A 24324-nucleotide genomic window follows, 5' to 3' on the forward strand; every position below is an offset into this window, starting at 1 on the left:
TGCTTCAAGGAGAGAATGATATGGCAAAAGTAATTGGTATCGACCTTGGAACCACAAATTCCTGCGTCGCCGTCATGGACGGCAAAGACGCGAAAGTGATCGAGAATGCCGAAGGCGCCCGCACGACCCCCTCGATGGTCGCCTTCTCCGACGACGGTGAACGCCTCGTCGGCCAGCCGGCCAAGCGCCAGGCTGTCACAAACCCCACGAATACCCTCTTCGCTGTCAAGCGCCTGATCGGCCGCCGCTACGAAGATCCGACCGTTGAGAAGGACAAGCACCTCGTTCCTTTCACGATCGTCAAGGGTGACAATGGCGACGCCTGGGTCGAAGCCCAGGGCAAGGGCTATTCGCCCGCACAGATTTCCGCAATGATCCTTCAGAAGATGAAGGAAACCGCCGAATCCTATCTCGGCGAAAAGGTCGAAAAGGCCGTCATCACCGTTCCCGCATACTTCAACGACGCTCAGCGCCAGGCAACCAAGGATGCCGGCAAGATCGCCGGTCTTGAAGTCCTGCGCATCATCAACGAGCCGACTGCAGCAGCTCTTGCTTACGGCCTCGACAAGAAGGACGGCAAGACCATCGCCGTTTACGACCTTGGCGGCGGCACTTTCGATATCTCCATCCTGGAAATTGGCGACGGCGTCTTCGAAGTGAAGTCGACCAACGGTGACACCTTCCTCGGCGGTGAAGACTTCGACATGCGTCTCGTCGAATATCTCGTTGCCGAGTTCAAGAAGGACAACGGCATCGACCTCAAGGGCGACAAGCTTGCTCTGCAGCGCCTCAAGGAAGCTGCCGAAAAGGCCAAGATCGAACTTTCGTCCGCTCAGCAGACCGAAATCAACCTGCCCTTCATCACGGCAGACGCCACCGGCCCGAAGCACCTGACGCTGAAACTGACCCGCGCTAAGCTCGAAAGCCTGGTCGACGATCTCGTTCAGCGCACCATCGCTCCGTGCAAGGCAGCCCTCAAGGATGCCGGCGTTACGGCCGCTGAAATCGACGAAGTCGTTCTCGTCGGCGGCATGAGCCGCATGCCGAAGGTACAGGAAGTCGTCAAGCAGCTGTTCGGCAAAGAGCCGCACAAGGGCGTCAACCCAGATGAAGTCGTCGCTCTCGGCGCCGCCATCCAGGCCGGCGTTCTGCAGGGCGACGTCAAGGACGTTCTGCTCCTCGACGTAACCCCGCTGTCTCTCGGCATCGAAACGCTCGGCGGCGTCTTTACCCGTCTGATCGAACGCAATACGACGATCCCGACAAAGAAGTCACAGACCTTCTCGACGGCTGACGACAACCAGTCGGCCGTGACCATCCGCGTTTCGCAGGGCGAGCGCGAAATGGCTGCAGACAACAAGCTGCTCGGCCAGTTCGATCTCGTCGGTCTGCCGCCGGCACCGCGCGGCGTGCCGCAGATCGAAGTCACCTTCGATATCGACGCCAACGGCATTGTCCAGGTTTCGGCCAAGGACAAGGGCACCGGCAAGGAACAGCAGATCCGCATCCAGGCTTCCGGCGGTCTTTCCGACGCCGACATCGAAAAGATGGTCAAGGACGCCGAAGCCCATGCTGCGGAAGACAAGAAGCGCCGCGAAGGCGTGGAAGCCAAGAACCAGGCTGAAAGCCTGATCCATTCCAGCGAGAAGTCGCTGAAGGATTACGGCGACAAGGTCACGGAAGCCGATCGCACCGCGATCTCCGACGCGATCGCAGCGCTGAAGACGGCAACCGAAGCTTCCGAGCCGGACGCAGAAGACATCAAGGCCAAGACCCAGACCCTCATGGAAGTTTCCATGAAGCTCGGCCAGGCGATCTATGAGGCTCAGCAGGCCGAAGGCGGCGCTTCGGGCGATCACTCGGCAGCCGGCAAGGACGACGTCGTCGATGCCGACTACGAGGAAATCAAGGACGAAGGCGACCACAAGCGGTCTGCATAAGCGCGAATCGAAAGGTTCTCGAGGACTACTGTGCCGCGCGTCCTGTTGGACGCGCAAAGGCCGCAGCAGAACTTAAAGTGGCGCCTAAGCCTTTCCTTAAATTGAATCAATTTAAGGGGTTATGCGCATGATCCGGCTGCCTTCGGGCAGCCGGAAATCCATTTCCGGGGTCGAATGCTGAATGGCAAAAGCGGATTTTTACGAGACATTGGGCGTCTCCAAGACGGCGGACGAGAAAGAGCTGAAAAGCGCCTTTCGCAAGCTCGCGATGCAATATCACCCGGACAAGAATCCGGACGACAGCAGCGCCGAGCGGAAGTTCAAAGAAATCAACGAAGCCTACGAAACGCTCAAGGATCCGCAGAAGCGCGCAGCCTATGACCGCTATGGCCACGCTGCTTTCGAGCATGGTGGCATGGGCGGTGGCGGCGGCTTTGGCGCCGGTTTCGGCAGCGGCGGCTTCTCGGATATTTTCGAGGATATTTTCGGCGAGATGATGGGTGGCGGGCGCTCGCGGGGACGCTCCTCCGGCGGTCGCGAACGCGGCGCCGATCTTCGCTACAACATGGAAATCTCGCTCGAAGAGGCCTTCAGCGGCAAGACGGCGCAGATCCGCGTCCCGACTTCCATTACCTGCGACGTCTGTTCCGGCTCGGGCGCCAAACCAGGCACACAGCCGAAAACCTGCGGCACCTGCCAGGGCTCCGGCCGTGTGCGCGCCGCACAGGGCTTCTTCTCCGTCGAGCGTACCTGCCCGACCTGCCATGGCCGCGGCCAGATCATTCCGGATCCCTGCAGCAAATGTCATGGTCAGGGCCGCGTGACCGAGGAGCGTTCGCTCTCCGTCAACATCCCGGCCGGCATCGAAGACGGCACGCGCATCCGTCTGCAGGGCGAAGGCGAAGCTGGTCAACGCGGCGGACCTTCGGGCGACCTCTACATCTTCCTTTCCGTCAAGCCGCATGAGTTCTTCCAGCGCGATGGCGCCGATCTCTATTGCGCCGTGCCGATCTCCATGACGACGGCTGCACTTGGCGGCACCTTCGACGTGGCGACGCTCGACGGCACCAAGTCTCGCGTCACCGTTCCCGAGGGAACGCAGGTCGGCAAGCAATTCCGCCTGAAGGCCAAGGGCATGCCGGTACTGCGCTCGAGCCAGGTCGGCGACCTCTATATCCAGATCCAGATCGAGACGCCGCAGAAGCTCACCAAGCGCCAACGCGAGCTGCTGCAGGAATTCGAGCAGATCTCTTCGAAGGACAACAATCCCGAATCAACGGGCTTCTTCGCCCGCATGAAGGATTTCTTCGACACCTTCAGCGACTGATTCGCAAATCAAAGTGTTTCACATGAATCCGACCGATGATTCGGTCGGATTTTTTGTTTGGGCGGGCGAATCATATTCGGTACCGCGAATCAGCCCCAGGTGAGCGGATCGAGCTTAAGATAGAAGGCGAGGCGCTCGCGATCCGGTTCCACGATTTCCAGTGTTTCGAACAGGATCGTGAGGGCCCGATCGGCCTGCTGCTGCGTTGCCCAACTTTCCCCGGCATTGGCAATCATCAGCGCAAGATCGACATAGCGGTCCGCTTTTCCAACACGCCCGAGATCGATCAGGCCGGTGCATTGCAGGCTATGCGGATCGACTATGAAATTGGGCATACAGGCGTCGCCGTGGCAGAAAACCTTGTCGACAGCCTCCTGAGCAAGCCGGACAGGTAAATCGCGCCCGACACGATCAAGCAATTCAACGGCTGGCTTGCCCTGGTCTTCCGGCGGCAGGAAATCCGGGTTCACCGCATGTCTTGCGACCACATCCGCCGCCCGCGCGAACATGATCGACAAGCTGCGATCGAAAGCGCAGTCGTCTACGGGCAGCTCGTGAAGAGACCGGAGTTGCCGCGCCATCGAAGCCCAGGCCTTCAACAGGGCATCGCCATCCAATTCGACCGCGGGCACGCCGGGGATTGCCGTCATGATCAGACACGCACCATTTTCAGCCTCCTGCCAATCGATGACCTCGGGAACGGCGATCCCCCTGCCCTGAAGCCAAAGCAGCCGATCGCGTTCGCCGGCAAGATCAGCCAGGTGTGCCGGCAACGCGATTTTTGCATAGGCGCGGCCATCCCCACGCCGATAGACGAGATCACCCGATTCGCCTTCCTTCACGCGCGTCCAGTCGGCGCGCGTATGCGCGAGCAGCGCTTTTGCAGAGTCCATTTGAGCCCCCATTCACCGTGTCTTCAGGCAAGGCCATATAGGGAGCGCCCCATCCCGGCACCAGAGGTTGAGCCAAGTGATGCCTTCGCGCTGATCGGCGACCAAGAAAGCGGCAAAAACCTTGCACTTGGGCGGGGTTCGGCATACGCCTCGGCCAACGACACGAATCTCAAAGACCAATGCCGGACAAGGTTTTCATCTCGCGCCTGAAGCTCACGGACTTCCGCAATTACGCGGCGGCGGCGCTGACGTTTGACGAGCGGCATGTGGTGCTGACCGGCGACAATGGCGCCGGCAAGACGAATCTGATGGAGGCGGTTTCGCTGCTATCGCCCGGCCGCGGCCTGCGCCGGGCCGCCTACACCGACGCTACCCGCGTCCATGCTCCGGGTGGATTTTCGATCTTTGCCGAGCTGGACGGCATGGATGGCGTCGTCGAGATCGGCACCGGCATCGACACCACGGACGAATCAACCGCCCGCAAACTGCGAATCAACGGAACGCCGGCGAAGACCGTCGACGAGCTGACCGATCATTTGCGTGTCCTCTGGCTGACGCCGGCCATGGACGGGCTCTTTACCGGCGGCTCTTCGGAGCGACGCCGCTTTCTCGACCGGCTGGTGCTATCGCTCGATCCGGCCCATGGCCGCCGCGCCAGCGATTTCGAGCGCGCCATGCGCAGCCGCAACAAGCTCCTTTCGGAAGGCCGATTCGATCCCTCCTGGCTTGCCGGCATTGAGGAGCAGATGGCAAGCCTCGGCATCGCCATGGCAATCGCGCGGCAGGAAATGCTCGGGCTCCTGGCGCGGCTGATCGCCGAAACGCGCGAGGCGACACCTTTCCCCTCGGCAGCGCTTGACCTGTCAGGCTTTCTCGACGGCCAGTTCGACCGCCCGGCCGTCGATCTGGAAGATCAATATGCCGCGATGCTGCGCGACGGACGCTACCGCGATGCCGCGGCCGGCCGCACGCTGGATGGGCCGCACAGGGTCGATCTCCTGGTGCGTCACCGCGAAAAGGACATGGAGGCGGAGCGCTGCTCCACCGGCGAACAAAAAGCTCTTTTGGTTGGATTGATTCTTGCCCATGCTCGTCTCGTGGGCAATCTGACGGGTTACGCTCCGATCCTGCTGCTGGACGAAATCGCCGCTCATCTCGACGAGGGCCGGCGCGCCGCACTTTTCGACCTCATCGACGGGCTCGGCGGGCAGGCCTTCATGACCGGTACGGACAGATCCATGTTCTCGGCGCTTGGCGAGCGGGCGCAATTCTTTACCGTTTCGCATGGCGGCATTTCAAAATCCTAGCATCTCAAACTCGCTGATCATGATAGGATCGCTTCCATGGATCCTTTGACACCAGACGAAATCGCCCGTTATCAGCGCCACATCCTGCTGCCCGAAGTCGGTGGGGCCGGCCAACAAAAGCTGAAGGCTGCGCGCGTGCTGGTCATCGGCGCAGGCGGCCTCGGTGCCCCGGTGTTGCAATATCTCGCGGCAGCCGGGGTCGGTACGCTCGGCATTACCGACGACGACCGGGTTTCGCTGTCCAACCTGCAGCGGCAGGTGATCCACGACACCGGCACGATCGGCGAATTGAAGACGCAAAGTGCAGCCGACGCCATCGCCAGGCTCAACCCTCATGTGCGAATCATCCGCTTCGAGGAGCGCTTTTCGCTCGATACGGCTTCCAGGCACCTTGCCGGTTTCGATCTCGTTATCGACGGCTCGGATAATTTCGATACGCGTTATGCCGCCGCCGATGCGACCGAGGCTGCGCGCCTGCCGCTGGTGACCGGCGCTGTCGGCCGATTCGATGGATCCGTGACGACGCTGAAACCCTATGAAAGCGACGCCGATGGCGCAGCCAATCCGCGCTATCGCGATCTTTTCCCGGCTCCTCCCCCACAGGGCCTCATTCCCAGCTGCGCCGAAACGGGCATCATCGGCGCCTTGACCGGCGTCATCGGCACGCTGATGGCGATGGAAGCAATCAAGCTTATCACCGGCATCGGCGAACCGCTGATTGGCCGACTGCTGCTTTACGATGCGCTCGCCGCGCGATTCGAAACCGTTCGCTATCGGCGCAAGCGCGCCAAGGCGGCGGCTGAGTGAGCGATCTGGTGATTCAGCGTCTGGATGACAGCTTTCATCGCTGGAGCAAATTGCTCGACCTCATTCTCACTTCTTTCGCCTATATGAACGGCCGGATCGATCCGCCCTCCTCGGCGCTCTCGCTGACGCCGCAGTCTCTCAAGGAGAAAGCGCGCAACGAGCTCGGATTTATTGCCATGGACGACGACAAGATAGCCGGCTGTATATTTTGCCGCGCAGAGCCTGACACCCTCTATATCGGCAAGCTTGCCGTGCTGCCGGGCGCGCAGCGCAAGGGCGTCGGCAGACGCCTGCTGGCGATGGCCGAGACGGCCGCGAACAATCTTGGCCTCACGACCCTGCGGCTCGAAACGCGCATCGAACTAACCGAGAATCACACGACTTTCGCAGGCTGGGGATTTGTGAAGACGGCCGAAAGCCGCCATCCTGGCTTTGATCGGACGACATCGATCGAGATGCGCAAGACGATCGCCTGACGCATCTTCAGCGATAAGCAGAGCGGTTAAGCTTCGCGCGGCGGGATGCGGGTGATCCGAGCACCCATGGCATTCAGCCGTTCCTCGATGCGCTCGTAACCGCGCTCGATCTGCTGGGCATTGTTGATGATGCTCGTGCCTTCGGCGCACATCGCCGCGATCAACATGGCCACGCCGGCACGGATGTCGGGGCTTTCGAGTTGGGCCGCCTTCAGCTTGGAGGGGCCGGCGACGATGGCGCGATGCGGGTCGCAAAGCACGATGCGAGCGCCCATGGCGATCAGTTTGTCGACGAAGAACATGCGGCTTTCGAACATTTTTTCGAACATCAGCACGACACCGTCGCATTGCGAGGCCGTGACGATGGCGATCGACATGGTGTCTGCGGGAAAGGCCGGCCAGGGCTGGTCCTCAATCTTTGGAATATGACCGCCGAAATCGGGCTGGATCTTCATCTCCTGCCCGGAGCGAATGATGAGATCATCACCGTCGATCTGGCAGCGGATGCCAAGGCGCTCGAAGGTCATCAGGGTGGAGCGCAGATGCTCGACGCCGGCGCGGCGAATGCTGATTGCCGAGCCGGTGACGGCGGCAAGGCCGATCAGCGAGCCAACCTCGTTATGGTCAGGGCCGATTCGGTGGGATGCACCGCCGAGCCGCTGGCCGCCGTGGATGGTCATCATGTTGGTGCCGACGCCCTCGATGCGAGCGCCCATGGCGATCAGGAACCGCGCGAGATCCTGGACATGCGGCTCGGAGGCGCAATTGCGCAGGATCGTCGTCCCCTCGGCGAAAACAGCGGCGCAAAGCGCGTTTTCCGTTGCCGTCACGGATGGCTCATCGAGGAAGACATCGGCGCCGCGCAGCCCTTCCGTGCGGAAGCTGTAGACGCTATTGACCTCGATCTTGGCGCCGAGCTGCTCCAGCGCGAGGAAATGCGTGTCGACCCGGCGGCGTCCAATGACATCGCCGCCGGGTGGCGGCAGCGTGATCTCGCCGCAGCGCGCCAGCATCGGACCGGCGAGCAGGATGGAAGCGCGGATGCGCGCACAGAGATCGGGATCGAGATTGGCGGGGCGAAGCTCCCGCGCTTCGATTTCAAGCTCGTTGCGGCCGAGCCAGCGCACCTTGGCGCCAACCGACTGGATCAGCTCCACCAAGGCCTCAACATCACGGATACGCGGCACGTTGCTGAGTTCGACGCGTTGATCGGTCAAAAGCGAAGCGGCGATGATCGGCAATGCGGCATTCTTGTTACCGCTCGGTTCGATCTCGCCCGACAGCTTGAAGCCGCCCTCGACCACATACTGAATCCGCTCATGCGGCAGCGCACGCGCCATCGTTTCCGCCCTTCTTGATTGATGTTTGCCGCCACCTCTGGGCCGGCTTTGTGACATGCACATGACCAGAGGGAGAGAAGGAAGATCTATTTTGAAGCGGCGTATGCCTGCCTCATTTCGGCCGAGGAATCAGAACGCCTTCGTTACCGAAACGGCAGCACGCGATTGGGTGGGCGATGGCCATCGATAAAGGTGCGGATATTGATGATGACCTTGTCGCCCATATCGATACGGCCTTCGAGCGTGGCCGAGCTCATATGCGGGAGAATCACCACCTTGCCCTCATTGGCAAGCTTCACCAGCTTCGGATTGACGGCCGGTTCGTTTTCGAACACATCGAGTCCTGCGCCGGCGATCTTGCCTTCGCGCAGGATCTTGATCAACGCGGCTTCGTCGATGACATCGCCTCGCGCCGTGTTGACGATGTAGCTCGTCGGCTGCAGCAGCGCCAGGCGGCGAGCCGAGATCAGGTGATAGGTAGCCGGTGTCGAGGGGCAATTGACGGAGACGATATCGACCCGCGCCAGCATCTGGTCGAGGCTGTCCCAATAGGTCGCCTCGAGTTCGTCCTCGGTCGCCGGATTGACCCGTTTGCGGTTGTGATAGTGGATCGAAAGGCCGAATGCCTTGGCACGGCGAGCAACTGCCGTGCCGATGCGCCCCATGCCGACGATGCCGATGCGCTTGCCGTGAATGCGCCGGCCGAGCATCCAGGTTGGCGACCATCCGGCCCATTCCCCGGGGTGGTCGGTCAACACACGCGCACCTTCCGCCAGCCGCCGCGGCACGGCGAGGATGAGCGCCATGGTCATATCGGCAGTATCTTCGGTCAAAACATTGGGCGTGTTGGTGACGGTGATGCCGCGCCGGGCAGCGGCTTCGACATCAATGTGATCCGTGCCGTTGGAGAAACTGGCGATCAGCCTCATCTGCGGACCGGCTTCGGCGATCACCTCGGCATCGATGCGATCGGTAACGGTGGGCACCAGCACATCGACCACGCGGACAGCCTGGATCAATTCATCCTTGGTGCGCGGGCGATCGTCAATGTTGAGTTCGGCATCGAAAAGCTCGCGCATTCGCGTTTCCACCGCATCCGGCAGTTTGCGCGTGACGTAGACCTTCGGTTTTTTCTTCGTCGTCATGGCGAGCGGCGATGCCTTGTTCAGATGTTCTTAACCAAGAAGCAGGATAATTTTCCCGTTCCGGGCATTTCTACCAGACCCGTAGGCGAAGACAAACAAAACTCGCTCACGCGATCCGAGGATTTGCCGCTGGCCGGAGCGAAGAGGCGACGAAAACAACGCCTTCGTCATGACGAACGAACGGAAATCCAATGCGTGGCAAAGTATTGAAGTCCTGCGCTATTTTTACAATAGGCCTGATAATGGCCTTTGCAACAACCGACCTTGCCGCCGCCCAGGCTGCCAAGGGACCGAGCGGATTGCCGTTGCCGCGCTTCGTCACGCTGAAATCCAAACGGGTCAATCTGCGCATTGGACCGAGCTCCGATTACGCCGTGTCATGGCTCTATCTCAAGCAGGGATTGCCGGTCGAAATCATCCAGGAATACGATAACTGGCGGCGCGTCCGCGACGCTGACGGCACCGAGGGTTGGGTCAACCAATCGCTACTGTCCGGCCAACGCTCGGCCATCGCCGCGCCGTGGATGAAGGGCAAGGGCAAGGCTGTTTTCGTCAATATGCGCCGCGAAGCCCAGCCATCCGGCACGGTCATCGCCAAGCTTCAGCCGGGTGTGATGATGAGTGTCCGCGAATGCACCGGCAACTGGTGCCTCGTCACCGCCGACAGCACCGAGGGCTGGGTGGCTCAGTCCGAGATCTGGGGCGCCTATCCTGGCGAAGCCTTCAAGTAGCATTCCCTAGAGCATTTCCATGTGAACCGGAGTCGCGGAAATGCTCTATCTCTTTGTTTTTAAGCAATTCCAGACGCAAAACCGCTGCGCACTTTTGCTGGAGTTGCTCTAGACATCCCAAGATGAATGCAGACGCGCGACTTTTCCGGCGCGATGATATATCCCCGCATCGGAAAAGGAGATCTGTGTCTTGGACCATCTACTAGGCGCTCTGGGCGTTGCGATCGTTGTATTCGCATCGACAGATGTAGACGATCTCTTCGTTCTCCTGGGTTTTTTCGCCGATCCGAAATTCCGGGTGAGGCAGATCATCATCGGCCAGTATCTGGGAATTGCCGCGCTCTTTGGCTTCAGCGTCCTCGCCTCGCTGCTGGTGTTCGTCGTTCCCGCCGCCTATATCGGCCTTCTCGGCCTCGCGCCGATCTATTTCGGCCTGAAAAGGCTATGGGAAATCTGGAACGGCATCGACACCGACGACAATCCTGAAGACCATGAAAAGGCATCTGCGGGGCACGGCAATATCGTGGCTGTCGCCCTGGTGACGATCGCCAATGGCGGCGACAATATCAGCGTCTATACGCCGCTCTTCGCCACGCGCTCCGCCTATGAGATCCTCGCCTTCGGCTGCGTCTTCGCGGCTCTGACGGCCGTGTGGCTTGGCGTGGCCCATGCTCTTGTCAATCATCCGAAACTTGGCGCGCCGATCAGGCGGCACGGGTACAGAGTGGTGCCGTTCGTGCTGATCGCGATCGGCGTCCTCATCCTTTACGAAGCCGGGACCGTGGTTTTTTTCTGGAGCTAGCGCCGGTAAGCCGTGTATTGCGCGATCACAACGAAAAGCCGCCCGTCGATCTCTCGAAGGGCGGCTTCATTTACCTGTAACCAGGAAAATTTCGAAAGTTGAACCCGGTCAGAGAAGACCGAAGGTCTTCGCCTTTTCCGACAGCGACTGCATCGGACGCGGGCCGATCTGTTCGATGACGGTCGCGGCGGCGAGATTGCCGAGCTTGGCGCAATCTTCAAGGCTGCGGCCCTGCGTGTAGCCGAACAGGAAGCCGGCGGCGAAGAGATCGCCGGCGCCGGTCGTGTCGACGCGCTCCTCGATCGGATGAGCATCGACGACATAGCGTTCGTTGCCGCGCACGATGACGGCACCGTCCTTGCCCGTGGTTACGGCGGCGATCTTACAATCGGCCGCGATCAGGGTCAGCGCCTTTTCGAAATCGTCGGTCTCGTAGAGCGACAGGGCTTCGTCGCTATTGGCAAAGACGATATCGACGGTGCCGGAGCGCATCAGATCAAGAAATTCGGCGCGATAGCGGCCGACGCAAAAGCTGTCGGACAAGGTCATCGACATTTCGCGGCCATGCGCATGGGCGATGCGGGCGCATTCGCGGATAGCTTCCTTGGCGCGTGGCGGATCCCAGAGATAGCCTTCGAAATAGGTCACCTTCGCATCGGCGACGACATCTTCCTCGACATCTTCCGGACCAAGCTCGACGCAAGCGCCGAGATAGGTGTTCATCGAACGCTCGCCATCCTCGGTCACGAAGATCATCGAACGGGCTGTCGGCGGGAAAGTGCCCTTGGCCTTGGTTTCGTAGTGGACGCCCTGGGCACGGATGTCGTGGGCGAAGATCTCTCCGAGCTGATCTTCCGCGACCTTGCCGAAATAGGCAGCCTTGCCGCCGAAATTGGCAACGCCCGCTGCCGTGTTTCCAGCGCTGCCGCCGGAAGCTTCAAGCGCCGGCCCCATGCGCGAATAAAGAAGTTCGGCGCGTTCGGCGTCGATGAGATTCATCGCGGCCTTGGTGATTTGATTGTCGATCAAGAACTGATCGTTACAACGGGCGATAATGTCGACGATGGCGTTGCCAACGGTCAATACATCGAAGCGAGTCATCTATAGGAGGGTCCCGGTATTGGTGATAGCCGGTATCCGGTATTATCGGTTTTTGCGAAGTTTGGAAGAAAAATCAGCGTTTGCGGCGCCAACTAAATTCCAGTCAGTCATTAGCCTGTCACTTTCTATCTTTAAATGCTTATCAAGCGGCTGGGATGAGAAGCTCACAAGGCTTCAAGCCAGCTTGGGAAGGAATGATGCCTTCCGCCTCGCCGGTACGCGGGCCGACCACGGATGAACTGGCGGCATGTGCACCGGGGGGACCGCCCTTCGGGACGAGATCGACAAGAGCGGGCAATGCCCGCTTTTTTGTTTTTTGCGGGTTTCCACCCCTGGGCAAGCTGCTACAAGTTTCGGGTCCAGTTCCTCGAAGTCACGATTGTCATACCCCCGCGTCCGGCATGTCCGAAATCTTCACCGACGTTCTTCCGATCTTCCTGCTGATTCTCGTCGGCTGGGTCATCGTGCGCACTGGACTGTTGAAAGCCGATGTCGGCGAAGCGATGAGCGAGTTCGTCTTCAAAATCGCCGTGCCGCTCCTGTTGTTCCGGACGATTGCCGACGCGGATTTTCGCGGCGCGTCACCGTTTCGTTTGTGGGTCGCCTATTTTTCCGGCGTCGCCGTCACCTGGGCCGCCGGCCATGTCGTCGCCACACGGTTCTTCGGCCGGGATGCGCGCGTCGGCGTGCTGGCCGGTGTTTCCTCAGCCTTTGCCAATACGATCTTCATCGGCCTGCCTCTCGTCGGCCGCACGGTCGGGCCTGACGGCGTCATGGCCATGTCGATCCTGATCGCCGTGCACCTTCCCACAATGATGATCGCCGGCACGCTGCTGATGGAGCAGGCCGAGCGCAAGGAGAATGGCGGGACCGGCCGCAGCACCGCCAAGCTATTGCAACAAGTCGGCAGGAATCTCATCCGCAATCCTCTGGTCATCGGGCTCTTCTGCGGCCTGATCGTTCATCTGACCAGCCTTCGCATCCCCTCGACGCTTGCCACCGTCATCGACAGCATCGCCAGTATCGCGGGTCCGGCGGCACTGATTTCGCTCGGCATGGCGCTGCGTCAATACGGCCTCTCGGGCAATCTCGGTATCACCAGCGTCATCTCGGCCTTCAAGCTCCTTCTGTTGCCGGCCTGCGTGCTAGCGGCCGGCCATCTGCTGGGCTTGAGCCCGGAATGGCGCACCGCACTCGTACTCACCGCCGCAGTTCCTACAGGTGTGAACGCCTGGCTGATTGCCAATCGCTTCGGTGTCGGTCACAGTCTCGCCGCCTCGACCATCACGCTGACGACAGCGCTCGGGGCATTCTCAGTGTCGCTTTGGGCCTATCTGCTCGCTTAGCGCAGGCTCAAGGTCGCCGATCGAAAAAGCATCTCTCCGCAAAAGGAGAGGCAGGCAGGAAAATGGTCATATATTTTGCGCATCCCGGCCTTCCCATCCGGAGCGCAGCAAAGGATGGCACATGAATATTGCGGCTCCGCTTACCAATCCCGCATCGGCCTATTCGCATAAGGTGTTCGTCCTCCAGGGCGGCGGCGCTCTCGGCTCCTATCAGGCCGGCGCCTTTCAGGCGCTCAGAGAGCAGAATATCGACCCGGACTGGATCGCCGGCATCTCGATCGGCGCCATCAACGCCGCCATCATGGCCGGCAACGTACCGGGGGAGAGGCTCGAGAAGCTGCGCTCCTTCTGGAACAAGATCACCGTTCAGCTTCCCGTCGACATGCTGATGCAGGATCGGCGCGAGACCAATCCCTTCTATCGCTCGGTAAGCAGCTGGTGGGTGTCGACCTTCGGGGCACCCGGCTTCTTTTCCCCTCGGGCGATCCCAGCCTGGTTCCAGGCACGCGGCTCGGCGGGCGCAACCAGCATCTATGATACCGAGCAACTGCGCCAGACCCTGCTCGACCACGTCGATTTCGACCGAATCAATCATGGCCCGGTGCGGCTGAGCCTCGGCGCCGTCAACGTGCGAACCGGCAATTTTGCCTTCTTCGACAACAGGGACATCAAGATCGCGCCGGAGCATATCATGGCAAGCGGCGCGTTGCCGCCAGGCTTTCCGGTCATCAAGATCGGCGGCGAATACTACTGGGACGGCGGCCTCGTCTCCAATACGCCGCTGACCTACGTGCTGCGCAATGGCGCGGGCGTCGATACGGTGGTGTTCCAGGTTGATCTGTTCAGCGCAGTCGGCCCCTTGCCGCAGGATCTCGAGGAGGTCGAGGAGCGCCGCAAGGACATCACCTATTCCAGCCGTACCCGCCTCAACACCGATCTTTTCCTGGAGCGTCATCGCCTACGCCGCGCCATATCGGAGCTTTATGCGCGGCTTCCCGAAGAGGCCAAGGCCGATCCGGAGATCAAGAAGCTGGAGCAGCATTGCTCGGACTACGGCGTCACCATCATCCATCTCATCTATCGCAACAAACAATTCCGCTCGCACTCCAAGGATTACGAGTTCTCGTCGCTATCGATGCACGAGCATTGGGAGGCCGGTTTGCGCGATGCCAGAAAGGCGCTGATAGCGGAGGACTGGCGCAAACCGCCAAGCGCTGAAGACGGGTTGAAGGTCTTCGATCTCGACCAAAGAACCCGCTCGCGCCGGCACGCGACGTGATTCGCAAACCCTGATTCGCGAACACGGAAAACCCGGCTTTTGCGGCCGGGTTTTCAATTGATCAACCGTTCACGGACTGCGTTAGTTGGTGGCAGCCGGCGCGTTCGGATCCGGCAGCGGCACCTGCGTATCGGCAAGCGTGCGCAGATAGGCGATCACGTTGGCACGATCTTCTTCCTTCGGCAGACCGGCAAAGCCCATCGCGGTTCCCGCGACGAACTTCTTAGGGGAAGCCAGGAAATGATAGAGGTGATCGTAGGTCCACTTCTGCGAACCACCCTTGGAGAAGTCCTTCATGCCGGCCGAATAGGCGAAGCCTTCATGCTCGGCAACAGGGCGGTCGACGATACCCCAGAGATCGGGGCCAACCTTGTTCGGCCCTCCCTTCTCTCCGGAATGACAGGCCTGACACTTCTTGAAGATCGTTTCACCAACCTTGGCATCAGCCTTCTGCATCAGCTGAGCGATCGGCGTATCCGGCTTGGCGGCCGCGCCCTTCTCGCCACCAGCCGGCTCTTCGGCAGCGACGATGGCGAAGCCCGGCTTTTCCGGTGTTTCTGAATGGAAAATAAATCCTGACGCGAGCGACACGGACTTCAACACGAACAGCGTGGCCAAAAGTGCCCCGACTCCCATGTTCACGTAGGATGAATTCATCTGCTATGCTCCCCTCGCCGCCAGCATCCTCAGCCGGCCCATCTTGAATTCGCGCGAAACCTATGTCTTTTGGCTGTTTCTTGCAACTCTGTAAACGGCCTCCACCGTGAGACGTTTTGACACTTTTCCCGCAGGAATAGAAGGCCCAAGAATGACAGATCCAAATTTAGACAAGACGCTGGTTCTCATTCCTGCCCGAATGGCCTCCACCCGCCTGCCCGGCAAACCGCTTGCTGACATTTGCGGCCTGCCCATGATCGTACAGGTTGCCAAGCGCGCGCGCGAGGCGGCGATCGGTCGCATCATCGTCGCCGTCGACGATCAGAATGTCTACGACGCAGTGGCCAATGCCGGCTTCGACGTGGTGATGACGCGGGGCGACCATCAATCCGGCTCGGATCGCATTTATGAGGCCCTGCAGGCCGCGGATCCGCATGGCCGTGCCGAGATCGTCGTCAACGTGCAGGGCGACCTGCCGACGATCGATCCCGAGACCATTCGCGCCTCGCTGCGCCCGCTCGAAAATCCGGCCGTCGACATCGCGACGCTCACCGTCGAAATCAAGGACGAGGAAGAAAAGACCCTGCCGAGCGTGGTCAAGGTTGTGGGGTCGCCGATCTCTGACAGCCGCCTGCGGGCGCTCTATTTTACCCGCACCACCGCCCCTTACGGCAACGGGCCGCTCTATCATCACATCGGCCTTTACGCCTATCGCCGCTCGGCCCTCGAGAAATTCGTCAGCCTCGGTCCATCGACGCTGGAACGGCGCGAATCGCTTGAGCAGCTGCGGGCGTTAGAAGCCGGCATGCGCATCGATGTGGAGATCGTTGACACGGTTCCGCTCGGTGTCGATACTCCCAAGGACCTTGAAAAGGCCCGACGCATTCTTTCCGCCGCCTCTCTCTGACGGCATCCCCCAAAGGCAGTCCCCCCAAAAGGCAGTTAAATGATAACCAAGACCAACAAGATCTCCTTCCAGGGCGACTATGGCGCCAATTCCGACATGGCGAGCCGTGACATGTTCCCGACCATGGAGCCGCTGCCCTGCCAGACCTTTGAGGATGCCTTTTCCGCCATCGACAATGGTGAGGCCGATCTCGGCATGATTCCGATCGAGAACACCATAGCCGGACGTGTCGCCGACATTCACCACCTGCTGCCGGATTCGCGCCTGCATATAGTCGGCGAATATTTCATGCCGATCCGCTTCCAGCTGATGGTGCTGCCGGGCGTGAAGAAAGAAGAGATCCGCACGGTGCACAGCCATATCCATGCGCTTGGCCAGTGCCGCAATATCGTGCGTGCCAATGGCTGGAAGCCTGTGATCGCCGGCGATACAGCCGGCGCCGCCAAGCTGGTGCAGGAAACCGGCGACCGCAGCATGGCAGCGCTGGCGCCGCGGCTGGCAGCCGATCTCTACGGTCTCGAAATCATCGCGGAAAATGTCGAGGATACCGAAAACAACATGACGCGCTTCGTCGTGCTCTCGCGCGACGAGAACTGGGCGGAACGCAGCACACCGGACGAAAAGATCGTCACGACCTTCGTCTTCAACGTGCGCAACATCCCGGCATCGCTTTACAAGGCGCTCGGCGGCTTCGCGACGAACGGCATCAACATGACGAAGCTCGAAAGCTACCAGCTCGGCGGCCGTTTTGTAGCGACGCAGTTCTATGCCGATATCGAGGGCCACCCTTCGGATGCGCATGTGCGCCGCGCACTGGAAGAGTTGCGGTTTTTCTCCGAAAAAGTTCGCATCCTCGGCGTCTACAAGGGCCATCCGATGCGTGGAAAGCTCTAAGCTTCATAGCTTGAGGGGCCGGCCATCCGTTGACGCCTTACTCTGCCAGCTTTGAGCGTCAGACTAAGGACGAGCAATCGACGCAGGCGCCAGATCACCCCGCGTCCCTGGCAACGACCTCGATGTGATATCCGTCGGGGTCGACGACGAAGGCGGCGAAATAATCCGGCGCATAATGCGGCCGAAGGCCCGGCGGCCCGTTGTCTGTGCCGCCATGCGCCAAGGCAGCGTCATGAAACAGCACGACGGCTTCCTGGCTTGGCGCTGAGAAGGCAAGATGGAAGCCCAAGCCCGGCGGGCTTGCCGCATCACCCCGCAACTTGATGGCAAATTTATCGCCACCGCCCGGCGGACCATAGCCGACGGCCTGATCAGGATCGCCAGGGTTCAGATCATCCCAGACCCGGACATAGCCCAATGGTGCAAATGCGGCGTCATAGAACGCTGCCGCCCGCTCGATATTCGAGACCCCGAAAGAAATATGATGCAGCAATTGAGCCTCCTGCGGCCAAATCGTTTCCCTAATATTCACCTCTAGCCCGGCAAAAGTGATCGCCCCCAACAGCATGTTGCGGGCGATCGGTTTCCCAGGCACAGCCGTCAGCAGATGCCGCGGCTCATCCGTCGATGAAGTTTATTTATCCGGCTCACAAACACGAAGGCGATGACCGTCCGGATCGAGCACGACGAAGGTCGGGCCGAAGTCCATCGTCGTCAGTTCCTGCGCAATCGGCAGGCCTTTCGCTTTCCAATCCTGATAGTGCTTTTCGACCGCTCCGGCGCCTTCGACCATGAAACCCAGCTCGCCGCGATTGCCGATGGCGGAAGGTTGCGGCTCTACGCTGCTGCGGCGCCACAGGCCGAGATTGAAGCCGTTTTCGAGCGAGAAGGCCACGAAATTCGGCGATGAGAAGGTCGGCTCGTGGCCAAGCAAATCACGGTAGAACGGTGCGCTCTCGGCAGGATCCTTGACGTAGAAGACGATGAGATTCGGGGTCATCATTTGGACATTCCTCTTGGTTGAGATGGATATTGGGGCATGGGTAGGCGGTCCGGCGGGTCTTGCGCGGCCCGCCGGGGAAAGATCTGTCGATGGTCGGTCAGGTGTTTGCTGACATGCGTTCCCAATGCGCATCGCGACCCTTGGATCAGCTTCCTGCGCTTGGGATTTTGATGTTGCGGATGTCGTTATCGCAGAAGTGCGAGATGCCTTAGCGCATCCGGTCTTCCTCGCGATAAGGGGCATGGCCGTCGAGAAAGCCGAGATCGCGCTTCACGGAATTCGGCGTTTCGTCGAGATCGAGACGATTCCAGCGGCGGCTGAAATAGCCGCTCGCAGCCTGCAAGAGGCGAGCCGGCCATACCGGCATAAGAATGTTCCTGTCTGCGCGCGCCTCGATGCCGTCGCGATGTGCCTGCTTCGTCATGGTGAAAACGTTGCTTGCCATGATCGGTCCTCCTTCCTGTTTGGATGGTCCGATAATAACCAGGCCTGCTGACAGTTTCTGGCAGTAGCGTTACGCCGGCAGCTTAATTATGGATCATGCCCTCTCGGGCCTGCCATTCCCTTGCGAGTGCGACTCGGCGGCGCGGGTAGCGCGCCTCCAGCACGGCAAAGTCAACGATGCGGTCGGCGCGGAAATGGCGATAGTCCTGGCGCAGCTCGCACCAGGCCATGACGATGCGCGAATTGTCGAAATAGCCGAGCGCAAAGGGCCAGATGCGGCGGGTGGAAATCGTGCCGTTCACGTCGCCATAGGTCAATTGCACCATTCGCTCTGTGCGAATCGCCTTGCGCATCAGGGAAAGGTCGGCCTTGTCCTCCGTGATGCGCCGCGTGCCGACGACGACAGCCGCCTGATCGATCGCCTCGCGCATCTCCGCGGGCAGCACCGCGGCGATCTTCGCAAGCGCATCGGTTCCGGCTGCGGCCAGACGGGCGTCGGTTGCGCGCGCCACCCACCGTGACCCCAGAACCAATGCCTCGATCTCGTCCTGCGAAAACATCATCGGCGGCAGCATGAAGCCCGGCTTCAGCACGTAACCAATACCGGGCTCGCCTTCGATCACAGCGCCCTGCGACTGCAGGCTGGCGATATCGCGGTAGAGCGTGCGCAGGCTGACGCCGGTTTCCTCGGCAAGCACCGCGCCGCTCACCGGCCGGCGGTAGCGCCGCAGCGTCTGCAACAGCGTCAGCAATCGTTCCGAGCGGGCCATGGCGAAGTAAGACCTAGCGCTTCCATTCCACCCAATCACGCATCAGACGATGGGCGATGGCGCCCTTGGGCGGAGAGGTGTTGCCTGATGCAGAGACGCGATCGAGCATGGCAAGCGTCTGCTCCGGCGTGAACCAGCGACAATCGTCGAGTTCTGCCCCATCCATATGGATTTCCGTCGACTTCGCCTCGGCATAGCAGCCGATCATCAACGAATGAGGCATCGGCCAGGGCTGCGACGCATGGTAGCGTATGCGGCCGGTATGGATGCCCGATTCCTCGAACGTCTCACGGCGTACGGCATTCTCGATGGTTTCGCCCGGCTCCAGGAAGCCGGCAAGGCAGGAGTACATGCCGGGCGCGAAATGGTGACTGCGGCCAAGCAGGCAGCGGTTCCGCTCCTCGTCGACGACAAGCATGATGACCACAGGGTCGGTGCGCGGAAAAATCGTATGTTCGCAAGCCGTGCAGACCCGCTTATAGCCGCCGATGCGGCTTTCCATGACCGAACCACAGCGGCCGCAGAAGCGATTGTCGCTGTTCCAACGGATGAGGCTCATGCCTTGCGCCGCCTCGCCGAGGATTTCTCCCTCCAGCAGAAGATCGCGCCACAGCGAACGCATGTCAGCCGGCTTGTACTGGCTGGCGAGTTCATCTGCATTGATGCCTACCGGCACGGCCAGTCGCGGCTCCCCGGTCTTGCGGTAACCGAGCAGGACGGCTTCCTCCCAGTTCGGATCAAGCCCCTGCAGCTCGTAGCGGGCGAACAGGGGATCGAGCACCTGGCCGTCATGCTTCAAAACAAGCCGGTCCTGAGCGAAGGCCAGGATATGCGTGCCTTCCTTGGCGAGCGCGTGCTTGATCGTTTCCTCGTCGCGATGCTCGGCATCCCGGTCGAGCTGATTTTCCGCAAAGGCGGTGAGGCTGCTGGCTTCCGGATGCGGCGCATCCGAGGAAAAGATGGAATGGCTCATTGTGAAAGCGTTTCCCGCAACTTGGCTATGAGGCTGTTCATGTCTTCATCCGAATAGGGTTCCGCCTTGCCATAGCCCCAGACCGGGCCTGGCCAGTTGGCATCACCTTCGAACCGCGCGATGACATGAACATGCAGCTGACGGACAATATTTCCAAGTGCCCCGACATTGATTTTTGTCGCACCTGTCAGCGTCTTCAGCGCGCTTGCGACCTTATCCGTTTCGAAGGTCAGCAGGACCCGGTCGAGTGGTGTCAGATCGAAAACCTCCGCTTTGTCGGGGCGACGGGGGATCAGCACGAGCCAGGGCCAGCGGCGATCCTTCATCAGCCGTACGTCGCAAAGGCCGATAATGGCGACGGAAACGCTGTCATTGGCCAGGCGATCGTCGAGCGCGAACTCCTTCAAGGGGGCATCCTCCATTGTTTTTTCAAATGTTTAGCAGTTTTTTTTTACCTTGGCTTGCTTTTGATGGCGATATTGCCGATATGTGCATCCGGGAGGTTGGTGGTGGACGAGCCACTCGCCAACCGGGTCAGGTCCGGAAGGAAGCAGCCCTAACGAGCCCGGCACGGGTCATCGTGCCAGCCTCCCACCCTTTCTGAAAGCAAGACCCGGCTTTCGCCGGGCTATAAGCTAGGGCACCGGGCAAATAAGCAGGGCGATGAGCGACAGCGAGCGACAAGCAAAAGATGCCGCCTCGACCGGCACCGGTTACCGGGTGCTGGCCCGCAAATACAGACCCAAGGACTTCACGGACCTGATGGTCGGCCAGGAGCCGATGGTTCGTACGCTGACCAACGCGTTCGAGACCGGGCGTATTGCGCAGGCCTATATGCTGACCGGCGTGCGCGGCGTTGGCAAGACGACAACGGCCCGCATCCTCGCGCGCGGTCTCAACTACAAGACCGCTTCGATCGATCGACCCACCATCGACCTGCGCGAACCCGGCGAACATTGCCAGGCGATCATGGAAGGCCGGCATGTCGACGTCATCGAGATGGACGCCGCCTCGCACACCGGTATCGACGATATCAGAGAGATCATCGAGCAGGTGCGCTACCGTCCGGTTTCGGCCCGCTACAAGGTCTATATCATCGACGAAGTGCACATGCTGTCGACGGCCGCCTTCAACGGCCTGCTGAAGACGCTGGAAGAGCCGCCGGAGCATGTGAAGTTTATCTTCGCCACGACCGAAATCCGTAAAGTTCCGATCACGGTGCTGTCGCGCTGCCAACGCTTCGACCTGCGCCGGATCAGCGCTTCGGATCTCGTTGGGCTGTTCACCACCATCGCCGGCAAGGAAAGCATCGCGGCTGAGCCGGAAGCGCTCGCCATGATCGCCCGTGCTGCCGAAGGTTCGGCGCGCGACGGCCTGTCACTGCTCGACCAAGCCATCGCCCATGGCAGCGGCTTCGTCGCGGCAGACGCAGTGCGCGCGATGCTTGGGCTTGCCGACCGCGCCCGCATCGTCGATCTGTTCGGCCATATCGTCAAAGGCGATGTTTCGGCAGCGCTTGCCGAATTCAACAGCCAGTACGAGGCCGGCGCCAATCCTGTCGTCGTATTGACCGACCTTGCCGATTTCACCCATCTCGTTACCCGCCTCAAATATGTGCCCGACGCCGCCGACGATCCGTCGCTGAGCGAAGTCGAACGCACGAAAGCAATGGAATTCGCTCAGGGCGTGGCGGTGACGGCGCTGTCGCGCATCTGGCAGATGCTGCTCAAAGGCATTACCGAAACGGAAAATGCCTCGCGCACCGCAGGCGCTGCTGAAATGGTGCTGATCCGGCTGGCGCATGCCGCTCACCTTCCGGCGCCTGAAGACGCCGCACGCAGGCTTGCTGAGTTTTCCGAGAACAATGGCGGTGCGCGACCGCCATCCGGCGCGCCCATCGGTAATGGCGGTGGCGCCTCGGTTTCCTATCAGGGCAGCGCCGTGGCAAGGGCAGTGGAAACGCCGGCACCGAGGCCGACGCCTTCCGCACCGGTCGCCATGCTGCGCGCCGTGCCAAATACGCAACCGGATTCACAACCCGTCGGCCGTATCGAATCGAAACCTGCCCAGGCGCCGAAGCCGCTGGTGGCGGTCAACTCTATGGCCGATATCGCCGAGCTTGCCGGCCAGAAGCGCGATCCGAAGATCAAGGCGCTGGTGCGCACTTTCGTTCGACCGGTAAAGCTTGAGCCGGGCCGGCTCGACGTCAACCTGACGCCTGGTGCCCCGGGGACATTGCTCAACGAACTTGCCGTCAAGCTCAAGGAATGGACCGGCATTCACTGGATCGTCAGCCTCAGCCGCGACGAAGGCGAACCGACGCTGGTGGAGGCCGAAGCGAACGCGCAGAAGCAGCGCGTCGCCGATGCCCGCCAGGACCCGGATGTCGCAGCGATCCTGTCGCAATTTCCCGGCGCCAAGATCATCGACGTTCGCGCCCGCGCGCCCGACGTGGACGAGGAAGAAGAGCAGACCGCTGCTCCCGCCATCGCCGAATCCGTCGATGGCGATATTCTTCCGGGCGACGATATAGAATTCTAAGGGTAAGATGGGTGACATCGGACCCGCCCGGCTAAACAACCGCGGCGGCTGGCGAGAGATCGTGGCCGATGGGAATAGAAACACGCAGAAGAAGGACCAATGACGATGCGCGACATCATGGGCATGATGGGCAAAGTGAAGGAAATGCAGGCCAAGATGGAGAAGATGCAGTCGGAAATCGCCGACATTCGCGTCGAAGGCAAGGCCGGCGGCGGCCTCGTCACTGTCACCGTCAACGGCAAGGGCTTGATGCTCGGCCTGAAGATCGACCCTTCGCTCTTCAAGGAAGACGATGTCGAGATCCTCGAAGACCTGATCGTCGCAGCCAACAAGGACGCCCAGGAAAAGGCCGAGGCAATCGCTGCCGAAAAGACCCGCGAACTCACCGCCGGCCTGCCGATCCCGCCCGGTTTCAAGCTGCCGTTCTGAGATTGGAGCCTTTCGGCTCCGTTACCGGGCGATCGTTTTGCGGATCAATTCGCGGCCGATCGCCTTTGCCGGCTCGTTTCGCAGCACCAGCGATGTCGTCACCGCCCCGTAGCGCGCGATTGAATCGACGATGGTTTCAAGGTTGGCCGGTGTCGGCACGAGAACCTTGAGCAGGAAACAATCCTCGCCCGTCAGCCTGAGGACCTCGATGATCTCGGGCATTTCCGAAAACTGCTTCAGACAAGGCCGGATATGTTCATGCGTCGTGCGCAGCCGGATGACCGCCAGCATGCCGAGCCCGACGGCGGCGGGATCGATGACCGCACGATATCCGGCGATGACGCCGCGCTCTTCCAGCCGCTTCAGCCGCTCCGACGCCGCGGGCTGCGAAAGACCGACGCGGCGGCCAAGCTCCGAAACCGAAATTCGCCCGTCGTCCTGAAGAATCTCGATGATCGACAGATCGGTCGGATCCAGGCCTCTTTCGATACTATCCATACTGCACCTTCAATTCATCGGCTAGTAAAAGCTTTATCCGATGGATTGTAATGTCAATCACTATCCCGGCATGTCAGCATTTCTCCGTCACGCATTTTGGAGAAAGGATAGCGATGAACGATATCATCATGCTTCCGGGCCTTGGCGGCTCGGGCGAAAGTCATTGGCAGACACTATGGGAACGACAGGATCCAAGCATTCGTCGGTTCCAGCCGTCAAGCTGGGACAGACCGATGCTCACCGACTGGATTGGCGCGCTCGAACGGGAAATCGCCGCCTCACAGACACCGCCGATCCTGATCGCACATAGCCTTGCCTGCCAGCTCATCGCCCATTGGGCGCCCATCAGGAAAGCCGCGATCCTTGGCGCCTTTCTGGTAGCGCCCCCCGAACCTACGGGTGAAATCTACCTTGCCGAGGCCGGCAGCTTCGCCCATCCGCCGCGGCAAAGGCTGCCATTTCCAACCCAGCTGGTCGCAAGCACCGACGATCCGTTCTGCTCTCTCGATTATGCGCGCGATAGCGCCGAAATCTGGGGTAGCTCCTTCGTCGATATCGGGCCGCGCGGCCATATCAATGGCGCATCGGGTCTGGGGGATTGGCCTGAGGGCAAGGCGATCTTCGAACGTTTTCGCGCAGAGCTCCGGTAGGAGCAAAGCTGACGTTTGGAAAAGGTGCGCCGGAATGCTATCTCTGGCGTTCTTCTTCCAGATA

At 60.6% G+C, this 24324-nt stretch carries 26 protein-coding genes and 1 other RNA gene; 15 read left to right on the top strand and 12 right to left on the bottom strand.

Going from position 1 to position 24324, the window contains the following annotated elements; genetic code table 11:
- Nucleotides 1–20 precede the first annotated feature (20 nt).
- Nucleotides 21–1940, top strand: coding sequence for a molecular chaperone DnaK (gene dnaK / locus GGD46_RS26150; protein ID WP_184709521.1), 1920 nt, complete (start codon nucleotides 21–23; stop codon nucleotides 1938–1940).
- 181 nt (nucleotides 1941–2121) lie between these two features.
- Nucleotides 2122–3267 (top strand): molecular chaperone DnaJ, encoded by a 1146-nt coding sequence (gene dnaJ, locus GGD46_RS26155; RefSeq protein ID WP_184709524.1) that lies wholly within the window; start codon nucleotides 2122–2124, stop codon nucleotides 3265–3267.
- Between the two features lie 89 nt (nucleotides 3268–3356).
- On the opposite strand, the gene GGD46_RS26160 is transcribed toward dnaJ, so the two are convergent.
- A complete protein-coding gene (locus GGD46_RS26160; RefSeq protein ID WP_184709526.1) occupies nucleotides 3357–4160 on the bottom strand; it encodes an APH(3'') family aminoglycoside O-phosphotransferase in 804 nt (267 codons plus the stop codon).
- A gap of 179 nt (nucleotides 4161–4339) precedes the next feature.
- Between GGD46_RS26160 and recF the strand changes: the two genes are divergently transcribed.
- The 3 genes from recF to GGD46_RS26175 are packed head-to-tail and all read left to right on the top strand — an operon-like array spanning nucleotide 4340 to nucleotide 6750.
- Nucleotides 4340–5467 carry a DNA replication/repair protein RecF gene (gene recF / locus GGD46_RS26165; RefSeq protein WP_184709528.1) on the top strand — a complete coding sequence of 376 codons (1128 nt, stop codon included), beginning with the start codon at nucleotides 4340–4342 and terminating at the stop codon, nucleotides 5465–5467.
- Nucleotides 5468–5503: 36 nt separating this feature from the next.
- Complete coding sequence (locus GGD46_RS26170) at nucleotides 5504–6274, top strand: molybdopterin-synthase adenylyltransferase MoeB (protein WP_184709530.1); 771 nt, start codon at nucleotides 5504–5506, stop codon at nucleotides 6272–6274.
- A 5-nt stretch (nucleotides 6275–6279) separates the two neighbouring features.
- Entirely contained in the window at nucleotides 6280–6750 is a 471-nt protein-coding gene (locus tag GGD46_RS26175) for a GNAT family N-acetyltransferase (RefSeq protein ID WP_184709695.1), read from the top strand.
- Nucleotides 6751–6776: 26 nt separating this feature from the next.
- Here the strand turns inward: GGD46_RS26175 and murA are convergent, their stop codons facing one another.
- Nucleotides 6777–8090: a UDP-N-acetylglucosamine 1-carboxyvinyltransferase gene (gene murA, locus GGD46_RS26180; protein WP_184709532.1), complete on the bottom strand. Its 1314-nt coding sequence runs from the start codon at nucleotides 8088–8090 to the stop codon at nucleotides 6777–6779.
- A 143-nt stretch (nucleotides 8091–8233) separates the two neighbouring features.
- Entirely contained in the window at nucleotides 8234–9235 is a 1002-nt protein-coding gene (locus tag GGD46_RS26185) for a 2-hydroxyacid dehydrogenase (RefSeq protein WP_184709534.1), read from the bottom strand.
- Nucleotides 9236–9426: 191 nt separating this feature from the next.
- Here GGD46_RS26185 and GGD46_RS26190 point away from each other — a divergent pair, with 191 nt between their 5' ends.
- Both GGD46_RS26190 and GGD46_RS26195 read left to right on the top strand, forming a co-directional pair.
- Complete coding sequence (locus GGD46_RS26190; RefSeq protein ID WP_184709536.1) at nucleotides 9427–9966, top strand: SH3 domain-containing protein; 540 nt, start codon at nucleotides 9427–9429, stop codon at nucleotides 9964–9966.
- Nucleotides 9967–10156: 190 nt separating this feature from the next.
- Complete coding sequence (locus tag GGD46_RS26195) at nucleotides 10157–10768, top strand: cadmium resistance transporter (protein ID WP_184709538.1); 612 nt, start codon at nucleotides 10157–10159, stop codon at nucleotides 10766–10768.
- A gap of 108 nt (nucleotides 10769–10876) precedes the next feature.
- Here GGD46_RS26195 and GGD46_RS26200 read toward each other — a convergent pair whose 3' ends face one another.
- Nucleotides 10877–11869, bottom strand: coding sequence for an adenosine kinase (locus GGD46_RS26200; RefSeq protein WP_184709540.1), 993 nt, complete (start codon nucleotides 11867–11869; stop codon nucleotides 10877–10879).
- A 401-nt stretch (nucleotides 11870–12270) separates the two neighbouring features.
- On the opposite strand from GGD46_RS26200, the gene GGD46_RS26205 reads away from it, so the two are divergent.
- Complete coding sequence (locus GGD46_RS26205) at nucleotides 12271–13215, top strand: AEC family transporter (protein ID WP_184709542.1); 945 nt, start codon at nucleotides 12271–12273, stop codon at nucleotides 13213–13215.
- Between the two features lie 121 nt (nucleotides 13216–13336).
- Nucleotides 13337–14494 carry a patatin-like phospholipase family protein gene (locus GGD46_RS26210; protein ID WP_184709544.1) on the top strand — a complete coding sequence of 386 codons (1158 nt, stop codon included), beginning with the start codon at nucleotides 13337–13339 and terminating at the stop codon, nucleotides 14492–14494.
- An 81-nt stretch (nucleotides 14495–14575) separates the two neighbouring features.
- On the opposite strand, the gene GGD46_RS26215 is transcribed toward GGD46_RS26210, so the two are convergent.
- Nucleotides 14576–15151, bottom strand: coding sequence for a cytochrome c family protein (locus GGD46_RS26215; RefSeq protein WP_184709546.1), 576 nt, complete (start codon nucleotides 15149–15151; stop codon nucleotides 14576–14578).
- 151 nt (nucleotides 15152–15302) lie between these two features.
- On the opposite strand from GGD46_RS26215, the gene GGD46_RS26220 reads away from it, so the two are divergent.
- Nucleotides 15303–16058, top strand: coding sequence for a 3-deoxy-manno-octulosonate cytidylyltransferase (locus GGD46_RS26220; protein WP_184709548.1), 756 nt, complete (start codon nucleotides 15303–15305; stop codon nucleotides 16056–16058).
- A gap of 39 nt (nucleotides 16059–16097) precedes the next feature.
- Complete coding sequence (locus GGD46_RS26225) at nucleotides 16098–16952, top strand: prephenate dehydratase (protein WP_184709550.1); 855 nt, start codon at nucleotides 16098–16100, stop codon at nucleotides 16950–16952.
- Between the two features lie 94 nt (nucleotides 16953–17046).
- Here the strand turns inward: GGD46_RS26225 and GGD46_RS26230 are convergent, their stop codons facing one another.
- From GGD46_RS26230 to GGD46_RS26255, 6 genes are all read right to left on the bottom strand, one after another.
- Entirely contained in the window at nucleotides 17047–17445 is a 399-nt protein-coding gene (locus GGD46_RS26230) for a VOC family protein (RefSeq protein WP_184709552.1), read from the bottom strand.
- Nucleotides 17446–17586: 141 nt separating this feature from the next.
- Nucleotides 17587–17955 (bottom strand): VOC family protein, encoded by a 369-nt coding sequence (locus GGD46_RS26235; RefSeq protein ID WP_184709554.1) that lies wholly within the window; start codon nucleotides 17953–17955, stop codon nucleotides 17587–17589.
- A gap of 208 nt (nucleotides 17956–18163) precedes the next feature.
- Nucleotides 18164–18400 carry a hypothetical protein gene (locus tag GGD46_RS26240; protein WP_246806488.1) on the bottom strand — a complete coding sequence of 79 codons (237 nt, stop codon included), beginning with the start codon at nucleotides 18398–18400 and terminating at the stop codon, nucleotides 18164–18166.
- Nucleotides 18401–18482: 82 nt separating this feature from the next.
- A complete protein-coding gene (locus GGD46_RS26245) occupies nucleotides 18483–19169 on the bottom strand; it encodes a YafY family protein (RefSeq protein ID WP_184709556.1) in 687 nt (228 codons plus the stop codon).
- A 13-nt stretch (nucleotides 19170–19182) separates the two neighbouring features.
- Nucleotides 19183–20142, bottom strand: a complete 960-nt coding sequence (nudC, locus tag GGD46_RS26250; RefSeq protein ID WP_184709558.1) for an NAD(+) diphosphatase — start codon at nucleotides 20140–20142, stop codon at nucleotides 19183–19185.
- Nucleotides 20139–20549 (bottom strand): HIT family protein, encoded by a 411-nt coding sequence (locus GGD46_RS26255; protein WP_184709560.1) that lies wholly within the window; start codon nucleotides 20547–20549, stop codon nucleotides 20139–20141. Before GGD46_RS26255 ends, nudC begins: the two co-directional genes overlap by 4 nt.
- Nucleotides 20550–20640: 91 nt before the next feature.
- On the opposite strand from GGD46_RS26255, the gene ffs reads away from it, so the two are divergent.
- The 3 genes from ffs (at nucleotide 20641) to GGD46_RS26270 (ending at nucleotide 23112) form a co-directional block, all read left to right on the top strand.
- An RNA gene (gene ffs, locus GGD46_RS26260) (signal recognition particle sRNA small type) lies at nucleotides 20641–20737 on the top strand.
- Nucleotides 20738–20805: 68 nt separating this feature from the next.
- A complete protein-coding gene (locus GGD46_RS26265; protein WP_184709561.1) occupies nucleotides 20806–22683 on the top strand; it encodes a DNA polymerase III subunit gamma/tau in 1878 nt (625 codons plus the stop codon).
- Between the two features lie 105 nt (nucleotides 22684–22788).
- Nucleotides 22789–23112, top strand: coding sequence for a YbaB/EbfC family nucleoid-associated protein (locus GGD46_RS26270; RefSeq protein ID WP_047635820.1), 324 nt, complete (start codon nucleotides 22789–22791; stop codon nucleotides 23110–23112).
- Nucleotides 23113–23133: 21 nt separating this feature from the next.
- Here the strand turns inward: GGD46_RS26270 and GGD46_RS26275 are convergent, their stop codons facing one another.
- The gene (locus GGD46_RS26275) at nucleotides 23134–23610 is read right to left on the bottom strand and encodes an Lrp/AsnC family transcriptional regulator (protein WP_184709562.1); all 477 of its coding nucleotides are present in this window, start codon (nucleotides 23608–23610) and stop codon (nucleotides 23134–23136) included.
- Nucleotides 23611–23723: 113 nt separating this feature from the next.
- Here GGD46_RS26275 and GGD46_RS26280 point away from each other — a divergent pair, with 113 nt between their 5' ends.
- On the top strand, nucleotides 23724–24260 hold the full coding sequence (locus GGD46_RS26280; RefSeq protein ID WP_184709566.1) for an alpha/beta hydrolase: 537 nt from the start codon (nucleotides 23724–23726) through the stop codon (nucleotides 24258–24260).
- Nucleotides 24261–24324: the final 64 nt, after the last annotated feature.

This window comes from Martinezella lusitana (genome assembly GCF_014207095.1).
GTDB classification, from domain to species: domain Bacteria; phylum Pseudomonadota; class Alphaproteobacteria; order Rhizobiales; family Rhizobiaceae; genus Rhizobium; species Rhizobium lusitanum_B.

Coding starts and splice junctions, on each gene's coding strand:
- GGD46_RS26270 (WP_047635820.1), top strand. CDS start 22,789: ATGCGCGACATCATGGGCATGATGGGCAAAGTGAAGGAAATGCAGGCC.
- GGD46_RS26245 (WP_184709556.1), bottom strand. CDS start 19,169: ATGGCCCGCTCGGAACGATTGCTGACGCTGTTGCAGACGCTGCGGCGC.
- GGD46_RS26220 (WP_184709548.1), top strand. CDS start 15,303: ATGACAGATCCAAATTTAGACAAGACGCTGGTTCTCATTCCTGCCCGA.
- GGD46_RS26190 (WP_184709536.1), top strand. CDS start 9,427: ATGCGTGGCAAAGTATTGAAGTCCTGCGCTATTTTTACAATAGGCCTG.
- dnaK (WP_184709521.1), top strand. CDS start 21: ATGGCAAAAGTAATTGGTATCGACCTTGGAACCACAAATTCCTGCGTC.
- GGD46_RS26240 (WP_246806488.1), bottom strand. CDS start 18,400: ATGGCAAGCAACGTTTTCACCATGACGAAGCAGGCACATCGCGACGGC.
- GGD46_RS26170 (WP_184709530.1), top strand. CDS start 5,504: ATGGATCCTTTGACACCAGACGAAATCGCCCGTTATCAGCGCCACATC.
- GGD46_RS26200 (WP_184709540.1), bottom strand. CDS start 11,869: ATGACTCGCTTCGATGTATTGACCGTTGGCAACGCCATCGTCGACATT.
- dnaJ (WP_184709524.1), top strand. CDS start 2,122: ATGGCAAAAGCGGATTTTTACGAGACATTGGGCGTCTCCAAGACGGCG.
- GGD46_RS26280 (WP_184709566.1), top strand. CDS start 23,724: ATGAACGATATCATCATGCTTCCGGGCCTTGGCGGCTCGGGCGAAAGT.
- GGD46_RS26210 (WP_184709544.1), top strand. CDS start 13,337: ATGAATATTGCGGCTCCGCTTACCAATCCCGCATCGGCCTATTCGCAT.
- GGD46_RS26275 (WP_184709562.1), bottom strand. CDS start 23,610: ATGGATAGTATCGAAAGAGGCCTGGATCCGACCGATCTGTCGATCATC.
- GGD46_RS26160 (WP_184709526.1), bottom strand. CDS start 4,160: ATGGACTCTGCAAAAGCGCTGCTCGCGCATACGCGCGCCGACTGGACG.
- GGD46_RS26185 (WP_184709534.1), bottom strand. CDS start 9,235: ATGACGACGAAGAAAAAACCGAAGGTCTACGTCACGCGCAAACTGCCG.
- GGD46_RS26235 (WP_184709554.1), bottom strand. CDS start 17,955: ATGATGACCCCGAATCTCATCGTCTTCTACGTCAAGGATCCTGCCGAG.
- GGD46_RS26265 (WP_184709561.1), top strand. CDS start 20,806: ATGAGCGACAGCGAGCGACAAGCAAAAGATGCCGCCTCGACCGGCACC.
- GGD46_RS26215 (WP_184709546.1), bottom strand. CDS start 15,151: ATGAATTCATCCTACGTGAACATGGGAGTCGGGGCACTTTTGGCCACG.
- recF (WP_184709528.1), top strand. CDS start 4,340: ATGCCGGACAAGGTTTTCATCTCGCGCCTGAAGCTCACGGACTTCCGC.
- GGD46_RS26225 (WP_184709550.1), top strand. CDS start 16,098: ATGATAACCAAGACCAACAAGATCTCCTTCCAGGGCGACTATGGCGCC.
- murA (WP_184709532.1), bottom strand. CDS start 8,090: ATGGCGCGTGCGCTGCCGCATGAGCGGATTCAGTATGTGGTCGAGGGC.
- GGD46_RS26205 (WP_184709542.1), top strand. CDS start 12,271: ATGTCCGAAATCTTCACCGACGTTCTTCCGATCTTCCTGCTGATTCTC.
- nudC (WP_184709558.1), bottom strand. CDS start 20,142: ATGAGCCATTCCATCTTTTCCTCGGATGCGCCGCATCCGGAAGCCAGC.